Origin of the sequence: Streptomyces sp. NBC_00878 (assembly GCF_026341515.1) — a bacterium.
In the GTDB taxonomy this organism is placed as follows: Bacteria; Actinomycetota; Actinomycetes; order Streptomycetales; family Streptomycetaceae; genus Streptomyces.
In genome coordinates, this window is sequence record NZ_JAPEOK010000001.1 from 2900995 (window position 1) to 2919207 (window position 18213).

Below are 18213 nucleotides of genomic sequence, written 5' to 3' on the forward strand. Positions count from 1 at the left end.
CGCCCACCGAACCGCAGGCCCTCTACCGCCGGCGCTTCCGACGGTTCCTGGACTTGGCCGCACGCCTCTGCTGCCTGGGCTTCACATCGGTCACGCCCTCCGCCGGACGCGACGGAACCGCGTCGGCCGGTTCGAAGTTCCCTTCGACAACTCCCTCCGCCGTATCCAACGTGGGCGCACTGAAATGCAGCCCATCCGTACGCCGCCCGGACTCCAAGGTGTCCTGACCCCCCGTCGGCTTCCCGGACGCGTCCAGATTGAAGACGTACCCGACCGACTCCTCCTTGATCGCCTCGTTCATCGCGGCGAACATGTCGTACCCCTCGCGCTCGTACTCGATGATCGGCTCCCGGCCGAGGGTCCACCGCAGGCCGATTCCGTCGCGGAGGTAGTCCATCTCGTACAGGTGCTCGCGCCATTTGCGGTCGAGGACCGACAGCACGACGAGGCGTTCCAGGTCGCGCAGAGTGTCCGCGCCGAGCTCGGTCTCGCGCTCCTCGTAGCGGGCGTGGATGTCGGCGGTGACGGCCTCGATGAGCTCGTCGGCGGTGAGGTCCGCACGCTGGCCCGCCGCGTCCTCCAGGTCCTCGATGGTGATCCCGACCGGGTAGAGCTGTTTGAAGGCGGCCCACAGCCGCTCCAGGTTCCACTCCTCGGGGAAGCCCTCGGCGGTCTCCTCGGTGACGTACGCGCGGATGGTGTCGTCCATGAAGTGGAGGATCTGTTCGCGCAGGTCCTCCCCGGCCAGGACCCGGCGGCGTTCCTCGTAGATGAGGGTGCGCTGCCGGTTGAGCACCTCGTCGAACTTCAGGACGTCCTTGCGGGACTCGAAGTGCTGCTGCTCCAGCTGGGACTGGGCGGAGGCGATGGCACGCGTGACCATCTTGTTCTCGATGGGTACGTCGTCGGGGACGTTCGCCATCGACATCACGCGCTCGACGACCTGGGCGCGGAACAGCCGCATCAGGTCGTCGCCGAGGGAGAGGTAGAAGCGGGAGGCGCCGGGATCGCCCTGGCGGCCTGAGCGCCCGCGCAGCTGGTTGTCGATGCGGCGCGACTCGTGGCGCTCGGTGCCGAGGACGTAAAGACCGCCGAGGTCCTTGACCTCGTCGTGCTCGGCCGCGACCGACTCCTTGATCCGGTCGAGGGCCGCCCGGTGCTCGTCGGGGCTCTCCTCCGGTGTGAGGCCGCGCCGGTCGAGCTCGGCGAGGGCCATCGCCTCGGGGTTGCCGCCGAGCATGATGTCGGTGCCGCGGCCGGCCATGTTGGTGGCCACGGTGACCGCGCCCTTGCGGCCGGCCTGCGCCACGATCTGTGCCTCGCGCTCGTGGTTCTTCGCGTTGAGCACCTCGTGGCGGATGCCCCGCTTCTTCAGGCGGGCGGCGAGCGTCTCGGACTTCTCGACGGAGGTGGTGCCGACGAGGATCGGCTGGCCCTTCTCGTGCTTCTCGGCGATGTCGTCGAGGATCGCGGTGTACTTGGCCTCCACCGTCCGGTAGATCTGATCGGGGTCGTCCTCGCGGGCGTTGGGCTGGTTGGTGGGGATCGGCACCACGTGGAGCTTGTAGATCTGGTGGAACTCGGCGGCCTCCGTCATCGCGGTGCCGGTCATCCCGCCGAGCTTCTCGTAGAGGCGGAAGAAGTTCTGGAGGGTGATGGTGGCGAGGGTCTGGTTCTCGTCCTTGACCGTCACCGCCTCCTTCGCCTCGATCGCCTGGTGCAGGCCCTCGTTGTAGCGGCGGCCGGCGAGGATGCGGCCGGTGTGCTCGTCGACGATGAGGACCTCGCCGTTCACGACGACGTAGTCCTTGTCCTTCTTGAAGTGCTCCTTGGCCTTGAGGGCGTTGTTCAGGTGGCCGATGAGGGGCGTGTGGTCGGACTCGTAGAGGCTCTCGATGCCGAGCTGGTCCTGGAGGAACTCCACTCCGCTGTCCAGGATCGAGACCGTGCGTTTCTTCGGGTCGTACTCGTAGTCGTGGGTGGCCCGCAGTTCGGCGAGGCGCTCCTTGTCCTGCGGCGAGGTGAAGTTCTCGTCCTGGACGGCGACGCCCCGCATCCGCGTGACCATCGTGGCGAAGGCCGCGTACCAGTGGGTGGGCTGGTCGGCGGGGCCGGAGATGATCAGGGGCGTCCGGGCCTCGTCGATGAGGATCGAGTCGGCCTCGTCGACGATCGCGAAGTGGTGGCCGCGCTGGACGAGTTCGTCCTTCGACCAGGCCATGTTGTCGCGCAGGTAGTCGAAGCCGAACTCGGTGTTGGTGCCGTACGTGATGTCGCAGGCGTACTGTGCGCGGCGCTCGGCGGGGGTCGACTGCGTCTTGATGACGCCGACGGTCAGGCCCAGGAAGCGGTAGGCGCGGCCCATCCAGTCGGCGTCGCGCTGGGCGAGGTAGTCGTTGACCGTGACGAGGTGGACTCCCTTGCCGGTCAGGGCGTTCAGGTAGACGGGCAGGGTCGCGACCAGGGTCTTGCCCTCGCCGGTCTGCATCTCGGCGATGTTGCCGAGGTGGAGGGCCGCGCCGCCCATGATCTGTACGTCGAAGTGGCGCATCCCGAGCGTGCGGCGGGCGGCCTCGCGCATGGCGGCGAAAGCCTCCGGCAACAGGTCGTCGAGGCTCTCGCCGGCCTCGTACCGCTCCTGGAACTCCGGTGTGAGCGCCTGGAGTTCCTCGTCGGTGAGCTGCTCGAATTCCTCTTCCAGGGAACCCACCTGTTCCGCGATGCGTTGCAGCCTGCGCAGGATTCTTCCCTCGCCGGCCCGCATGATCCTGCCGGTGATGTTGTCGAAGCCGAGAGCCGGCACTGGAATTACCCCCAATACATCGCGTCCACCAGCATGTGTATGCGTCGATCGGCTATGCGTCGATCGACGAGCTGGGGAATGCGGACGCCTTGTTGGTTCGCTTTGATCGCCTCACGCAGTACGGGGTCCTGCGCATACCCCACCGTACTGCGGAACAGCTGCCGGATCACGGGCTGCTCGCCCGGAGGCCGTGGAAGGGCAGGGAAGGTCGCGGTTCTCCGCGTGCCCGTGTCAGCTGGACAGAATTTCCCCGACTGTATTCTTCACCCACACCGTGGCGCATATTTTATCCCCGTTCGCCATTCCGCTCATTGTTGACGCACACCTTTCTGTGCGGCAAGCAGCGGAATGACGACGGGGACGGCTGTGCATTCCTGGGGAAAAGGTCAGCGAATGGGACGGTGGAGGTTCTCCCTTTCGGACGGTCCCGGCGTCGCGTCGGCGATCCAGGGGCCTTCGCCGGACGGGTCGACGACTCCCTCCTCCAGCCAGGTGTAGGCGCCGCCGAGGACGCCCTTGACGACCTTGCGGTCGAGGTCGTCGGTGTTGGACCACAGCCGGCCGAAGAGTTCCTCGACGCGGACCCGGGACTGGCTGCAGAAGGCGTCGGCGAGCTGGTACGCCTCGCGGCCGTGCTCCCCGGTGGTGCGCAGGAGTTCGGCGCGGACGCAGGCGGCACTCATCGCGAAGAGTTCGGCACCGATGTCGACGATCCGGCCGAGGAAGCCCTGCTTGGTCTCCATCCGGCCCTGCCAGCGGGACATGGCGTAGAAGGTGGACCGCGCGAGCTTGCGGGCCGACCGCTCCACGTACCGCAGGTGGCCGGACAGGTCGACGTGGCCCGCCGGGTGGAAGTCCCCGTACGAGCGCGGGAGTTGGCCTGCGCCCGCGACCAGTTTCGGGAGCCACTTGGCGTAGAAGACTCCGGCGTTCGCGCCCGCCTTCGCCTTGTCCGAGAGGGACTTGTCCGGATCGATGAGGTCACCGGCCACGGACAGGTGGGCGTCGACCGCCTCGCGGGCGATCAGCAGGTGCATGATCTCGGTCGAGCCCTCGAAGATGCGGTTGATGCGCAGATCGCGCAGCACCTGCTCGGCGGGGACGGCCCGTTCGCCGCGGGCGGCCAGCGAGTCGGCGGTCTCGAAGCCGCGTCCGCCGCGGATCTGGACCAGCTCGTCGGCCATCAGGCAGGCCATCTCGGAGCCGTACAGCTTGGCGAGGGCGGCCTCGATGCGGATGTCGTTGCGGTTCTCGTCGGCCATCTGGGACGACAGGTCGAGGACGGCTTCCAGGGCGAAGGTCGTCGCCGCGATGAAGGAGATCTTGGCGCCCACGGCCTCGTGGAAGGCCACCGGCTTGCCCCACTGCTCGCGCACGGACGTCCACTCGCGGGCGATCTTCAGACACCACTTGCCCGCGCCGACACACATGGCGGGCAGCGAGAGCCGTCCGGTGTTGAGCGTGGTCAGGGCGATCTTGAGGCCCGCGCCCTCCGGCCCGATCCGGTTCGCGGCCGGGACCCGGACCTGGTGGAAGCGCGTGACACCGTTCTCCAGACCGCGCAACCCCATGAAGGCGTTGCGGTTCTCGACGGTGACGCCCTCGGACGCCGTCTCCACGACGAACGCCGTGATGCCGCCCTTGTGCCCCTCGGACTTCGGTACGCGCGCCATCACGACGAGCAGATCGGCGACGACGCCGTTCGTCGTCCAGAGCTTCACCCCGTCGAGGACGTAGTCGTCGCCGTCCGGCACCGCGCTGGTCGCGAGGCGGGCCGGGTCGGAGCCCACGTCCGGCTCGGTGAGCAGGAAGGCGGAGATGTCCGTACGGGCGCAGCGCGGCAGGAAGATGTCCTTCTGCTCCTGCGTGCCGAAGAGTTTCAGTGGCTGCGGTACGCCGATCGACTGGTGCGCGGAGAGCAGCGCGCCGAGCGCCGGGTTCGCCGAGCCGACCAGGGCGAGCGCCTTGTTGTAGTAGACCTGCGTCAGGCCGAGGCCGCCGTACTTGGTGTCGATCTTCATGCCGAGGGCGCCGAGCTCCTTGAGCCCGTTGATCACCTCGTCCGGGATCCGCGCCTCCCGCTCGATGAGGGCCGAGTCGACCCTCGTCTCGCAGAAGTCGCGCAGCTTGGTGAGGAACGCCTCGCCGCGCTGCGCGTCCTCGTCGGGCGGCATCGGGTGCGGATGGATCAGGTCGAGCCGGAAGCGACCGAGGAACAGCTCCTTGGCGAAGCTGGGCTTGCGCCAGTCCTGCTCCCGTGCGGCCTCGGCGACCTGCCGGGCCTCACGTTCGGTGACTGCGGGCTGGTGGGGTGTTGCGGACAAGAGACTCACCTCGCCGCGAATAGGGATCTTGGTCCGTTACGTTACTGATCGGTTCTACTCGATCGTATGTACCCGATTCCGGGCGACCCCACCAGTCCTCGCGCGGCGTTCGGCCGATGCCGTTACGCCCCCACGGTTACGCCGATCGGTCGTTTCAGCCGATGTCCACCGAGTACGACGTGGTGTCGAGCCGCCCCTTGCCGCGGAAGACCTCGGTGCCCGACTCGATGCCGGAGACGTACTTGTCGTCGCTCAGCAGTTTCCGCCGTACGAGTGCCTGGGTGAAGTCGTCGAGGTTGAGGGTGGCCCTGGTGGTGTTGGCCTGCCGGACGAAGGAGTGCACCTTCCAGCCGATGTCGCCCTCGTAGATGTCCCACATGGCGCCGCCGAGGCTGACGCTGCCGACCTTCGAGCCGAGGGGCCCGGCCCCGCCCTGCCGGTTGAGCCAGACCATGATCTCGTCGGTGGGCTGGTCCTGCCAGTCCGCGGTGTTCTTGCTGTGCAGCCACAGGTCGTAGGCGACGTTCATGACACCGGGACCGGAGCTGACGGAGAACTCCCAGCTGGTCCGCACGGGCTTGCGGTCACCGACCCGGATCGGCAGCTCGGTGGCCGCCTTGTCGGCCTTCCACCCCCAGTGCCAGCCGAGCACGGTACTGGAGTACGACTTGACGGCGTTCTCCTTGCCGGGCTTGCTCGTCCAGTCGTAGTCCGTGCCCCACGAAATGGTGTCCCCGCTGCGGGAGTTGTCCCAGACGCACTGGGTGCCGGTGCCGTCGTCCTGCCCCCAGAGGTTGTTGTTCACGTAGTACTTGCCCATCGCGACCGTGTCGAAGGCCCCGCACTTCTTCGCCTCCTCCCCCGCCATGGCGACGGTGACGGACCCGCCGACCGCGAACGCGGCGACAACAGAGCCGACAACCTTCGCCCGCCGAGAAAGACGTGGACGCCTGTGCTGCATCGGTGTTTCCTTCCAGGGACAACACGTACGGCTCCTGGTCGCCACGAGGAGGCCAAAGGTTGCCGCCGCCCCTGGACGGGTGGGGCGCAGCCCCCACCCGTCCAGGGGCGCGGGGAACTGCGCGCCCAGCCACAACCAACCCGCACCCGCCCAATCACCACACCCCCCACCCCCATAGGCGCCCCAAGAAAACCGACGGAGTCGAAGCGCTTCGACAACCTATGGACACCCCACCCACCGTCAAGCTACTGTCGAGCCACCCTCACTCGCCCGTTATCCGCAACGCGCACTGTCGAAGCGCTTCACACAATGCTTGGAGAGCTGGATGGTCACCCTCGCCGAGGTCGCCCAGCACGCCGGAGTCTCGGCGAGCACGGTGAGCTATGTCCTCAGCGGCAAGCGGTCCATCTCCGCAGGCACCCGCGAGCGGGTCGAGCAGAGCATCCAGCAGCTCGGGTACCACCCCAACGCGGGAGCCCGGGCGCTGGCAAGCAACAGGTCCAACATCATCGCGCTGATGATCCCGCTCCGTACGGACATGTACGTACCCGTGATGATGGAGATCGCCATCGCCGTGGCGACCTCGGCCCGCACGCACGGGTACGACGTGCTGCTGCTGACCGGTGAGGAGGGTCCCGACGCCGTGCGCCGGGTCACCGGCAGCGGGCTCGCCGACGCGATGATCCTGATGGACGTCGAGCTCGACGACGAGCGGCTGCCGCTGCTGCGCGGCACGGACCAGCCGTCCGTTCTCATCGGGCTGCCCGCCGACACCAGCGGGCTGACCTGCGTCGATCTCGACTTCGGTGCGACGGGCGCGCTGTGCGCCGAGCATCTCGCGCTGCTCGGTCACCGTGATATCGCCGTCATCGGCGAGGCGCCCGCGGTCTACGAACGGCACACGGGCTTCGCCGAGCGCACGCTCGACGGACTCCGGTCCCGGTCACGGGAGTTGGGCCTGCGGGTACTGCACCGCCCGTGCGAGGGCGGCTACGACGCGATGTCGTTGACGCTCTCCCGGATCCTCGACGAGCGCCCGGGCACCTCGGGCTTCGTCGTGCAGAACGAGTCCGCGGTCGAGCCGCTGCTCGCGCTGCTGCGCCAGCAGGGCCGGGCCGTGCCCGAGGACGTGTCGGTGATCGCGATCTGCCCGGACCAGGTCGCCATACAGGCCTCGGTACGGCTGACCTCGGTCGCCATCCCCGCACAGGAGATGGGCCGGCACGCCGTGGAACTGCTGATCGCCAAGCTCGAAGGGCACGGCAAGGACGAAGTCATGCTCCTCGCACCCGAGTTGACGGTACGGGCCAGCACGGGCCCGGCCGCTTCCTGAACCGCCCTGCCCCAACCACCCCGCGCCTCTTGGGCGTTGGGGCGTCCCAACCTGTTCCCGGTCCGCCAGAGCCGCGTCACCGGGTCCTGTCGCCACTCCTTCCTTCAGGAGCACCCCACGTGAATCAGCCTGCCGTAAACCAGCCCGGACAGCACGGACAGCAGGGTCCGTCCGGTAGCCCAGGACAGCCCGGCCAGGGTTCCGCCAGCCTCGCCCAGTCCTCACCCACCGTCGGCACGTTCCGCGAGCGCGACGGCGCCCTGGAGTGGAGCGGCCGCCAGGAGACCGTACGCGTCGAGCCGTGGGGCCCCGACGCGGTCCGGGTCCGGGCCAGGCTCGGCGGGCCGGTCCTGGAGGATCTGCCGGGCGCGCTGCTCGACGAGGCGCCCGCGACCGAGGCCACCATCAAGATCGAGGACGGGCACGCACAGGTGACCGTCGGCGCGCTGACCGTCGAGGTCGACGCCGAGGGCCTCGTCCGCTTCCTCCGCACCGACGACTCGGCGGAACTCCTCACCGAGGAGCGCGCCCACTTCTGGTGGCCCGGACCACGCCTCTACACCCCGGTCGGCAACGGCCACCACCGCCTGGAGCAGCGCTTCGCCGCGTACGAGGGCGAGAAGCTGTACGGCCTGGGCCAGCACCAGCACGGTCTGCTGGACCAGAAGGGCGCGGTCCTCGACCTGGTCCAGCGCAACGCCGAGGTGACCATCCCGGTGCTCACCTCCAGCCGCGGCTACACCCTGCTGTGGAACAGCCCGGCGATCGGCCGCGTCGAGCTCGCGGGCAACGGCACGCGCTGGGTGGCGGACTCGGCCCGGCAGATCGACTACTGGATCACCGCCGGCCGGCCTGCCGACGCGCAGCGCCGCTACAGCGCGGTGACCGGCCGTACGCCGATGCTGCCCGAGTGGGCGGCGGGCTTCTGGCAGTGCAAGCTGCGCTACCGCACCCAGGACGAACTACTGGGCGTGGCACGGGAGTACAAGCGCCGGGGCCTGCCCATCGACGCCATCGTCTGCGACTTCTTCCACTGGACGCACCTGGGCGAGTGGAAGTTCGACCCGGCCGAATGGCCGGACCCGGCGGCGATGCAGCGGGAGCTCACGGAGCTCGGCATCAAGCTCGTCGTGTCCGTCTGGCCGTCCGTCTCCCCGCTCTCCGAGAACCACCAACTCATGGAGCAGCGCGGCTACTTCATCGGCACGCAGTACGGTCCGATGGCGCACGCCGACTGGCCGGACAAGGAGGTCGCCTCCACGGTCCAGGTCGCCTTCTACGACGCGACGAACCCCGAGGCGCGCGAGTTCCTGTGGTCGCGGATCAAGGCGAACTATCTTGACCCGTACGGGATCACGGCCTTCTGGCTCGACGCCTGCGAGCCGGAACTGAAGCCGGGCTTCCAGGAGAACCTGCGCTACTGGACGGGCCCGGGCCTCGAAGTCGGCAACATGTACCCGAGCGAGAACGCCCGCACCTTCTACGAGGGCATGCTGGCGGCCGGCGAGACCGAGATCGTCACCCTCAACCGCTCGGCGTGGGCGGGCAGTCAGCGCTACGGCGCCGCCCTGTGGTCCGGCGACATCGGCACGGACTTCGCGACGCTGCGCCGCCAGATCGCGGCGGGCCTCAACACGTCGCTGTCCGGCATCCCCTGGTGGAACACCGACATCGGCGGCTTCCACGGCGGCGACCCGGACGACCCGGCGTACCGCGAGGTGATGATCCGCTGGTTCCAGTTCGGCGCGCTCTCCCCGCTGATGCGGCTGCACGGCTTCCGGGACCCGGGCATGCCGCTCGGCCCGGACATGACCGGCGGCCCGAACGAGGTCTGGTCGTACGGCGAGGAGGCCGGCACGATCATGGAGAAGTACCTCCGGCTGCGTGAGCGCCTGAAGCCGTACGTCCTCGATGTGATGCGGGCCGCGCACGAGGAGGGGCTGCCGGTGATGCGGCCGCTGTTCCTGGAGTTCCCGGACGACCAGGCGACCTGGTCGGTGGCCGACGCGTACCTCTTCGGCCCGGATCTGCTGGTCGCGCCCGTCCTGACGGCGGGGGCGAGCGTGCGGACGGCCTATCTCCCGGCCGGGGCGCGGTGGACGGACGCCTGGACGGGCGCCTCGTACGAAGGCGGTACGACGGTCACGGTCGACGCGCCGCTGGACCGGATCCCGCTCTTCCTGCGGGACGACGCGAGGCTGCCCGTGGCGGAGTGAGAGCCCGACGACACGAACCCCGCCGCCCTTGTCCGGGCGGCGGGGTTCGGTTCGTTCGGGTCGGTCAACTGCTGGACACCGTGAGGTTGTTGGTGACGAAGTCCAGGCCGCCGGAGGACGAGGTGATCTCGTAGCCGAACTGCACGTCGCCGATGGTCTCGTTGCCCATCCAGCCCTTGGTGTCCTTGATCCACTTGAGGATCGGCAGGATGTTCACGGAGCCGGAGTTCGAGTCCGAGGTGCGCAGGAACGAGAAGACCTCGTTGGCGCCGTTGTTGCCCTTGTAGACGGTCCAGGTGTGGCCGCCGAGCGTGACGTTGCCCTGCGAGGTGCCGAGCGGACCGACGGCTCCGTTGTAGTTGACCCAGAGCATGATCTCGTAGTCGTAGTCGGTGTCCCAGATGTCGTACGAGGTGTTGTACGCGCCCGAGGACGGGACCGTGACGTTGTAGTTGCTGCTGAGCGAACCGAGCGAGGTGATCGTCTTGTTGACCACCTTCTTGGAGTTCGGGTACGACTTGATGCCGCCGGTGTTGGGGTGGTTGGCCCAAGCGCCCCAGTTGGTACCGGAGTTGGCCCAGACGCACTGGCTGCCGGCGCCGGAGCCCCAGATGTTGTTGTAGAGCGTGTAGCCGTTCAGGCTGGTGTTGCCCCACTGGTCGCAGGAGTTCCAGACGGCCGCCGAGGCGGGGGCGGAGGCGAGGCCGATGGTGGCGCCGAGCGCGAGGGCGGGGGCTAAGAGTGCCTTGGTGATCCGGCCAAGGGTGCGGGTGCGTGCTGCCATGAGGATCCTTTCCTTGTGGTAATTTCCTTTTGTCCTGCAAGGGATCGGTTCGGGCTGGACCGCGACCTCCGGGTTGGAAGCCCCCCTGTTTGCAGGGGGAGCGGAGTCACGGTGTCCCTTCCATGGATGAAGGGACGAAGGGGGAATAGCGGGAAGTCACCACGTCCCCAATGTGAGGACGTGGTCTTCTCCGGCGACCAGGTCGAGCGGTCGCGCTCCGGAGGAAGTCCTGAGATCGATGCGCAGGGTCCGGGCGGGGCGGATGACGGCCGTGCACTCCCGGGGGCCCCATGTCAGGTCGACCTCGGCGCCGAACCGGGTGCGGATACCGCGCAGTCGGCCCGTCGGGTACACCGCGGGGAGCGCCGGGAAGAGGACCAGCCGCTCGGGCGTCGACTGGATCAGCGTCTCGACGATCACAGCGGGGAGGGTGTGGGCGGCATCGGCGTTGTAGACGTCGCGGCCGGGGTAGTGCGCGCTCATCAGCGAGGCGTGGAAGAAGTCGCCCGCCAGCACCTGGCCCAGCGCGTGCGCGACCCGCTCGCCGTCGCGCAGGCGGGCCGCGACGAGCGCGTGGTGCAGATGGCCGTGCGCGGAGTCGTTCTCGGCGCCCCGCAGTTCGAGCGCGCGGTGCGCGGCGGCCGCGAGGTCCGGGGTGTCGTACGGGTTGATCTCGTCGAGGGGCCACACGCCGTACAGATGGCTGAGGTGCCGGTGGTCGTACGTGTCGCCGAGGCCGGGCCACGCCCACTCGGCGAGCGCGCCGTCGTCGTTGACGCGGTGCGGGGGCAGCCGCTCGGCGAGCGCGCGCCAGCGGTCCCCGTCGGGTCCCGGGTGGTACGCGGACGCCGTGAGCAGGGCGTGCCGGGCCGCCGAGAGGTCCATGGCGGCGTTGACCGCGCCCCAGCTCGCGTTCGCCGGACGGTTCTCGGGTGAGTAGGAGGGGACGACGACAAGCCGGCCGTGCTCGTCGGTCCGGGTGAGGAAGTCCTCGTAGAACAGGGCGAGTTCGGCGAGTGCGGCCGTCAGCCGGGGGTCGTGCTCCCCGCGTGTCTCGTCGTGGTCGACGAGCGGCTTGAACAGCCAGTCGGCACCCGCCGTCCACAGGTGCAGGGGGTATTCGCGGCTGAAGTGGTACGTGTGCCCGGACTCGCCGTCCGTGTGCGGTGGGGCGACGATGCCCCGCGTGCCGAAGACGGCCCGGGCGTTGTCCCGCCAGTGGGGCAACTGCCCGTGCACCAGGGCGGCGTGGGCCTCGACGACCTCGGGCAGCGCGCCCGCGACGGCCGACGCGGTCTGGAGATTGAGGTTGGCGTCCGTGGTGAACGCCCCGGACCACGCCGTGTCCCAGTCGCCGGTCCACAACCCTGTGAGCCTCGGCGGCAGCATCCCTGCGGAGGACAGCAGGTGGTAGCGGCCGGCCGCGAAGAGCCGTTCGAGCAGCGCGGGGCTCTCGGGCAGCTTGAGCAACTCCGAGCCGGGCAGGGCGCGTTCGGCGTCGTCGGCGTCGAGGGTGAGGAAGGCGCGGGCGTACGCGGTGCGGTGGAGGTCCAGATGACGGTCCAGGAGGCCGCCGTACGACGCCTCGCCGCCGCCGTCCGTCAACAGCTCGCGCAGCGCCTGCGCCTCCACGACTGTGTCCAGTTCCCCGGTGTGCCGTCGCACCCGCGTCAACAGCAGGACGGACGCGGCCCCGGCCACGCGCACGCCGGGCGGGGTCAGCGTCGTACGGCCGCCGGTGATCACGGCCAGGGTCACTCCGGTGTACGCGCGGTCGCTGCCGGGGTAGCGGGCGCGCAGGGTGAGCGCGGCGCCCTCGGGGGTGAGGATCACCCCGTTGCTGATGCCCAGCCCGTCGGGGGCGCCGGGGAGCCGGTGGTCCAGCGTGATGTCCAGCGTCGGTCCCGGAGAGGTGACGTGCTGGACGATCACGTCGTCCGCGCGCGAGACGAAGACGCGGCTGCTCCAGCCCGCGTGGGCCGCCTCGGCGACGCCCCTGGTGAAGTCGACCGAGCGGCGGTAGCCGGGCTCCCCGTCGGCGGGCCGCCGCAGCCGCACCTGGAAGGCGGGGTGGAAGGGCTGCACCCATTGAAGGGGGCGCCCGTCCGTGAACTCCTCGGCCGCCGTCAGGTCCCCCGCGAGCAACCGGTCCTGGAGTCCGGACAGTTGGGCCGCCAGGGCCGGAGGTCCGGCGCACTCGCCGCCGTTGGGGCGGACCAGGGTGTGGTGCGTGACGATGACGCGGTCGTCGTTCGGATCACCGAACACCATGGCGCCATGGCGGCCGTTGCCGCTGAGGAAGGCGTCCTCCCAGCGGCCGGCCGGGCACGGCTCCCAGGTGCCGTGCGGCGAGGGCGGGTCACCGGTGTCGTGCGGCGGGGACGGGGCGCTGGCGCTCACGACGAGAGCACCGCCACGCCGTAGCGCTCCAACTCCAGGCATTCCGTGACCTGTTGACCGCTGAGCAGGTCCCGATGCGTCCCCGGCACCTCCACCGTGACCGCCTCACGCCCGTGGTTGAGGACGAAGAGCAGGTCTCCCCGGCGGACGGCCTCGACCTGCGGGGGCAGCCCGTCGAGCACCGGCCGCACACCCGCCCCGGCCGCCACGCCCGTCAACAGCTCGCGCAGCGCGGTGGGTTCGGGCAGCGTGGAGACGTACCAGGCACGCTCCTTGCGCAGCACCGCCGGGAGCCCGTCGAGTTCGCCGCCCTTGTACAGGACCTCCGCGACTCCGTCCCCGCTCTCGATCTCCTCGGACCACAACGTGCCCCGGAATCCGTCGCATTCGGCGGTCTCGTCCGCGTCCAGCGGCCACCACTCGTGGAGTGTGTGGATGCCGAAGAGGTCCCGCAGCCGCTGGTCCATGCCGCCGGGCCGTACCCGGTCGTCCTCGTCGGCGACTCCGGTGAGGAAGCCGCTGACGAGGGTGCCTCCGCCGCGTACGTACGCGACGAGGTTGTCGATCGCCGCGTCGGTGAGCAGGTAGAGCTGTGGCACGACGACCAGCCGGTACGCGGACAGGTCGTGCTCCGGGTGCGCGAAGTCCGTGGCGATGTGCGCCTCCCACAGGGCACGGTGCCAGGCGCTCACGACCTGCGGATGGTCGAACTCGGAGGAGAGGCGGCCGTCCTGCGCACCGGCCCACCAGGCGTTCCACTCGTGCAGGATCGCGACGTCCGATGGTGAGTGACTGCCCGTCACTTCCACACCGATACGGGCGAGTTCGGCGCCGAGCCGCTTGACCTCCTGGTAGGTACGGCCCCGCGGCCCCGCGTGACTGACCATGCCGGAGTGGAACTTCTCCGCGCCCTGGCGGGACTGCCGCCACTGGAAGTAGCAGACGGCGTCGGCGCCCCGGGCGACGGCCTGGAGGGACCAGAGCCGGTTGAGGCCGCGCGGCTTGGGATGGTTGACGCCCCGCCAGTTCACGGGCCCCGCGGCCTGCTCCATCAGCATCCACGGTCCGCGGGCCTGAGACCGCGTCAGGTCCTGGATGAGCGCGCCCTGCTGGGCGCCGAAGGGGTCGCGCGGGTCGGGATAGATGTCGACGGAGACGACGTCCTCTTCCCCTGCCCACTTCCAGGCGTCCTGGCCGACCCATATCGGCATGAAGTTGGTGGTCACCGGGGCGTGCGGGGAGTGTCGGCGGACGATGTCGCGCTCGGCGGCGAAACACTCCAGGAGCATGTCGGAGGTGTAGCGCTTGAAGTCCAGTACCTGCGTGGGGTTCTTCATGTAGTGGGCGTGCCGCGGCGGAAGGATCTCCTCCCAGTTGCCGTAGCCCTGGCTCCAGAAGGCCGTTCCCCAGGCGGTGTTGAGGGCGTCGAGCGTGCCGTACCTGTCCCGGAGCCAGCGGCGGAAGGTGGCGGCGGCCTCGTCGCCCCAGTCGTAGGTGCAGTACTCGTTGTTGATGTGCCACATCGTGAGGGCGGGGTGGCGGCCATAGCGGGCGGCCAGGTCCTCGGTGATGGCGGCGGCGTAGCGGCGGTAGGTGGCGCTGGAGTGCGAGAAGTGCTGGCGGCCGCCCCACCACTCGGTGCGGCCGTCCTCGTCGCGAGGCAGGGTGTCCGGGTGGAGGCGGCCCATCCAGGGCGGGGGCGAGGTGGTGGGCGTGGCAAGGACGACCCCGATGCCGTTCTCGTACATGAGGTCCATCAGCCGGTCGAGCCAGCCGAACTCCCGTGCCCCGGGATACGGTTCGAGCTTGGCCCAGGAGAAGACGCCGAGCGTGACGGAGTTGACGCCGGCCTCCTTCATCAGGCGTACGTCCTCGTGCCAGGTCTCCTCGGGCCACTGCTCGGGGTTGTAGTCGCCGCCGAAGAGGATGCGGCCGCGGGTGGCGTCGGCGAGACCGGGAGAGCCTGGGGGCGGGGTCGAGGTGGAGGGCCGGTTCGGGTTCGGGGTCGGGTTCGGGGTCGGGTTCGGGGTCGGGTTCGGGTGGCTCATCGGAGGGGCTCCCCGTACTGGATGCCGCGCCCGTTGGTGGCCAGGTACACGCGGCCGTACACCCGTGGGTCACCGACGACGACCTCGCCGGTCCAGCCCCATTGATGGGCGTCGTCGTTGATCCGCGTCCAGGTCTTCGCCTCGTCGTCGGAGCGGTACACGGCGGTGATGGTGTCCGTCGAGCCGACCTGGTAGATCGCCGGATACTCGGCGCCGTCGGCGGCCTTGCCGAAGCCGAGGGTGTAGGAGGCCCAGCAGCTGGCCACCTTCGTGAAGCTCACCCCGCCGTCGGTCGACCGGTAGAGCCCGTTCCCCTTGACGGAGAGCCACAGGTCACCGCTCCGCCCGGGCGCGGCGACGAGCTTGAACTGGGCGTCCCCGGAGGGCAGTCCGCCCGCACGGGCCGTGAACGAGCGGCCACTGTCAGTGCTGGCGTATAGCGTTCCTGTGTCGGTGTCGTATGCGTAGAAGTGCGTCGGGTCGGCCGGGTCGGCGACCGGCGTGGCGCCCTTCGGGAAGGAGGAGATCTCGGTCCAGGTCGTGCCGTTGTCGGTGGAGCGGTGGGCTGCGTACTTCGTGCCGTCCCAGTGCACGAAGGACCACAGCAGCGCGCTGCCGTCGGCGTTGACGGCGATCGGCCCCGGTGCGTTCTTGGCGATGTCGGGCTGGGACTCGAAGGGCGCCCAGGTCCTGCCCCCGTCGTTCGAGTAGGCGCCGTTGCCGTGGTCGCCCCACCCGCTGCGCACCACGTACGACGGCTTGGCCGCGGCCTGCGCGAGTCCCGTCGCCGACCCGAACACGGGGTTCGCCGCCATGCCGCGCGACGGAGACGCCGTGAGCCGCTCGTGGTACATCACGCCGATGTCCCCGAGTCCGCTGATCAGGTGCGCCTCCCCGACCGGGGGCGAGATCAGCTGGCGCACGGCCGTCTCCTCCAGCCCGCGGATCTGCGGCGCCCAGCGCAACAGATCGCGGGTGCCGTAGAGGGTCGCCCCGGTCCCGTACACGACGTGCTTCGAGTCGTACGGGTCCACGGCCAGGGCCTGGATCCACCAGCCGAACTTCGGCTTGTCCTCGCCCCACTTGAGGAAAGGAGTCTCGGACACGTCGAACACGGCCGCGTCCTTGAGGGACGTCCAGGTACGGCCACCGTTCGTGGTGCGGTACACGGTGTCGATGTCGGCCCAGCGGTTGTTGGTGGAGACGACGAGGGTGCCTGGGCAGCGGGCGTCCACGGCGACTCCGCCGTAGCCGAAGGAGTCGGCGGAGCCGTCGGACGTGGTGCCCCCGGGCTTCACGGGGGTCACGTCGACCCACGTGCCGGTAGCGGTGCGCAGCTTGTGGACACTGCCGTCGGACTGGCCGTTGGGCCCGGGCGCGTTGGCGTAGGTCACGTAGAGCTCGCGGGTGTGCGTGTCGTACGCGGCTCGGATCGGCACCTTGGCAGCGGTACCGGACGGCTGCCCGGGAACGGCCTCCCACGCGGTCCCGTCGACCGTGCGGTAGAGATTCGCCGTGCCCGGGGTGCCGTCACCGTCACCCCACCCGGCGTAGACGGCCCGCCCGGCGGCGACGAGGAACACGACGCCCTGCCCGGAAGCGCTCGCCGTCGCCGGAAAGCCGCTCACAGCTGCCCAACTGACCCCACGATCGGTGGACTTGAGCAACCCGTCGTGCCGCGTCCCCAACCACAGGGTGTCGCTGTCCCGCGGGTCGACGAGCAGCCGCTCCCCGGCGCCCCGCCCGTCCTCGTTGGCCCCGAGCTTCACGTCGAGGTCGGTCCGGCGCCAGGTCGCGCCCCGGTCCTCGGACCGCAGCACCGCACCATTCCCGGCCCACGACTGCGCGTACGTACCGAGCGCGAGATAGACCCGGCCGGGATGCGCGGGGTCGACGGCGATCGCCTCCACACCGAGCAGATTCCAGTCGTCCCACCCGAGATGATCGGTGAGCGGGGTCCACCGTGCGGCACGGTCGTCCCAGCGGTAGGCGCCGCCGATATCGGTACGGGCGTAGGCGAGACCGCGTACGGAGGGGTGGAACAGCACGCCGGTGACGAATCCGGTGCCGCCGATTACGGCGTTGCGCCAGCGGTAGGGGGGTGTGTCCGCGTCCGCTTTTGTGGCGGCCAGCGCGGGGCTGACGGCCGCCCCGGAGACAGCAGTAGCGGCAACCACGGCAGCACTACCGGCAAGAGCGGCTCGTCTACTGAGGCGGGGCGTGCGCATTACATACCTCGTTCCAAGAAAGGGAGAACTTCGAAAGGAGGAGTGGCCGGGCTCTGCTAAGGGGCGCGGGGCTGTGACATTTTGCGGCTCCGCCGTGTGGGCGCGATCAGCCACAACGGACCCGCAGCCGACAAACAACCGCAGTTGCCCGCCCAACCCAGCGGAGCGAACCGTCAGCCTTTTACCGCTCCGGTGAGCATCCCCTTCTTGAAGTGCTTCTGGACGAAGGGCGAGAGGAAGGCGACAGGGAGCAGCGCCAGCACCATGACCGCCATCTGGACGGCGAGCGCGGAGAGCTGGCCCGTCTTGATGGCCTGGCCCAGGCCGACCGGGGGCTCCTGCTTCTGGACGAGCTGGATCATGACGTTCTGCAGCGGCATCATGTCCTGATCGCTCAGGTAGATCGACGCGTTGAACCAGGCACTCCAGTAGCCGACGGCGTAGAAGAGCGTGATCACCGCGATGACGGCGCGGGACAGCGGCAGCACGATCCGCCAGAGGATCCGCCAGTCCCCCGCCCCGTCGATCCGCGCGCTGTCGATGAGCTCCGGCGAGATGCCCATGAAGAACGCCCGCAGCACCAGGATGTTGAAGACACTGATCGCGCTCGGCAGGATCAGCGCGAGATACGTGTCCGTCAGCCCCAGGGACTGCACCAGCAGATAGGTGGGGATGAGGCCCGCGCCGAAGAACATCGTCGCGAGCAGGATCATCAGGAACCAGCGATGCCCGACCGACCCGATGCGCGAGAGCCCGTACGCCGCGAGGATCGACACCGCCATCGAGAACAGCGTGCCGACGAGCGTGACCCCCAGACTGACCAGGGTGGCGCGAGTGACCTGGCCGCCGCTCAGCAGCTCCTGGTAGGCGATGAAGGTGATGTCCTTCGGGACCACCACCAGGCCACCGGCCTCGCTGATGGTCTGCTTCGAGGACAGACTGGTGACGATGACGATCCACAGCGGGAACAGGACGCCGAGGCAGGCGATGGTCAGGACGATGCCTTTGCCCGCTACCCCGGCCTTGCTGGGTTCCTCCTCCCAGACGGGCCTCGGCGGGGCCGCCCAGCGGCCTGGAATTTCGGGGCCGGGGGCCTTTTGCCGTTCCTCTGTCACG

The 18213-nt window shown here is 69.4% G+C and carries 10 protein-coding genes; 2 read left to right on the plus strand and 8 right to left on the minus strand.

The features are described from left to right. Positions 1-22: 22 nt before the first annotated feature. The 3 genes from secA to OHA11_RS11895 form a co-directional block, all read right to left on the minus strand. Positions 23-2764 (minus strand): preprotein translocase subunit SecA, encoded by a 2742-nt coding sequence (gene secA, locus OHA11_RS11885; protein ID WP_266507096.1) that lies wholly within the window; start codon positions 2762-2764, stop codon positions 23-25. Positions 2765-3189: 425 nt separating this feature from the next. Continuing rightward, complete coding sequence (locus OHA11_RS11890; RefSeq protein ID WP_266495088.1) at positions 3190-5136, minus strand: acyl-CoA dehydrogenase family protein; 1947 nt, start codon at positions 5134-5136, stop codon at positions 3190-3192. A 145-nt stretch (positions 5137-5281) separates the two neighbouring features. Next, positions 5282-6088 carry an endo-1,4-beta-glucanase gene (locus OHA11_RS11895; protein WP_266495089.1) on the minus strand — a complete coding sequence of 269 codons (807 nt, stop codon included), beginning with the start codon at positions 6086-6088 and terminating at the stop codon, positions 5282-5284. A 325-nt stretch (positions 6089-6413) separates the two neighbouring features. Here OHA11_RS11895 and OHA11_RS11900 point away from each other — a divergent pair, with 325 nt between their 5' ends. Together OHA11_RS11900 and OHA11_RS11905 are read left to right on the plus strand one after the other, a co-directional pair. Next, positions 6414-7421, plus strand: coding sequence for a LacI family DNA-binding transcriptional regulator (locus OHA11_RS11900; protein ID WP_266495091.1), 1008 nt, complete (start codon positions 6414-6416; stop codon positions 7419-7421). Between the two features lie 119 nt (positions 7422-7540). Next, positions 7541-9637 carry a TIM-barrel domain-containing protein gene (locus tag OHA11_RS11905; RefSeq protein ID WP_323186550.1) on the plus strand — a complete coding sequence of 699 codons (2097 nt, stop codon included), beginning with the start codon at positions 7541-7543 and terminating at the stop codon, positions 9635-9637. Between the two features lie 64 nt (positions 9638-9701). On the opposite strand, the gene OHA11_RS11910 is transcribed toward OHA11_RS11905, so the two are convergent. The 5 genes from OHA11_RS11910 to OHA11_RS11930 form a co-directional block, all read right to left on the minus strand. Further along, on the minus strand, positions 9702-10421 hold the full coding sequence (locus OHA11_RS11910) for a hypothetical protein (RefSeq protein ID WP_266495093.1): 720 nt from the start codon (positions 10419-10421) through the stop codon (positions 9702-9704). A gap of 156 nt (positions 10422-10577) precedes the next feature. Beyond that, on the minus strand, positions 10578-12821 hold the full coding sequence (locus tag OHA11_RS11915) for a glycoside hydrolase N-terminal domain-containing protein (protein WP_266495095.1): 2244 nt from the start codon (positions 12819-12821) through the stop codon (positions 10578-10580). After that, positions 12818-14869 carry a beta-galactosidase gene (locus tag OHA11_RS11920; protein ID WP_266495097.1) on the minus strand — a complete coding sequence of 684 codons (2052 nt, stop codon included), beginning with the start codon at positions 14867-14869 and terminating at the stop codon, positions 12818-12820. Before OHA11_RS11920 ends, OHA11_RS11915 begins: the two co-directional genes overlap by 4 nt. Next, positions 14866-17097, minus strand: coding sequence for an exo-alpha-sialidase (locus OHA11_RS11925; protein WP_266495100.1), 2232 nt, complete (start codon positions 17095-17097; stop codon positions 14866-14868). The genes OHA11_RS11920 and OHA11_RS11925 overlap by 4 nt, the downstream gene beginning before the upstream one ends. 173 nt (positions 17098-17270) lie before the next feature. Next, entirely contained in the window at positions 17271-18212 is a 942-nt protein-coding gene (locus OHA11_RS11930; protein WP_266495102.1) for a carbohydrate ABC transporter permease, read from the minus strand. Position 18213 lies beyond the last annotated feature (1 nt).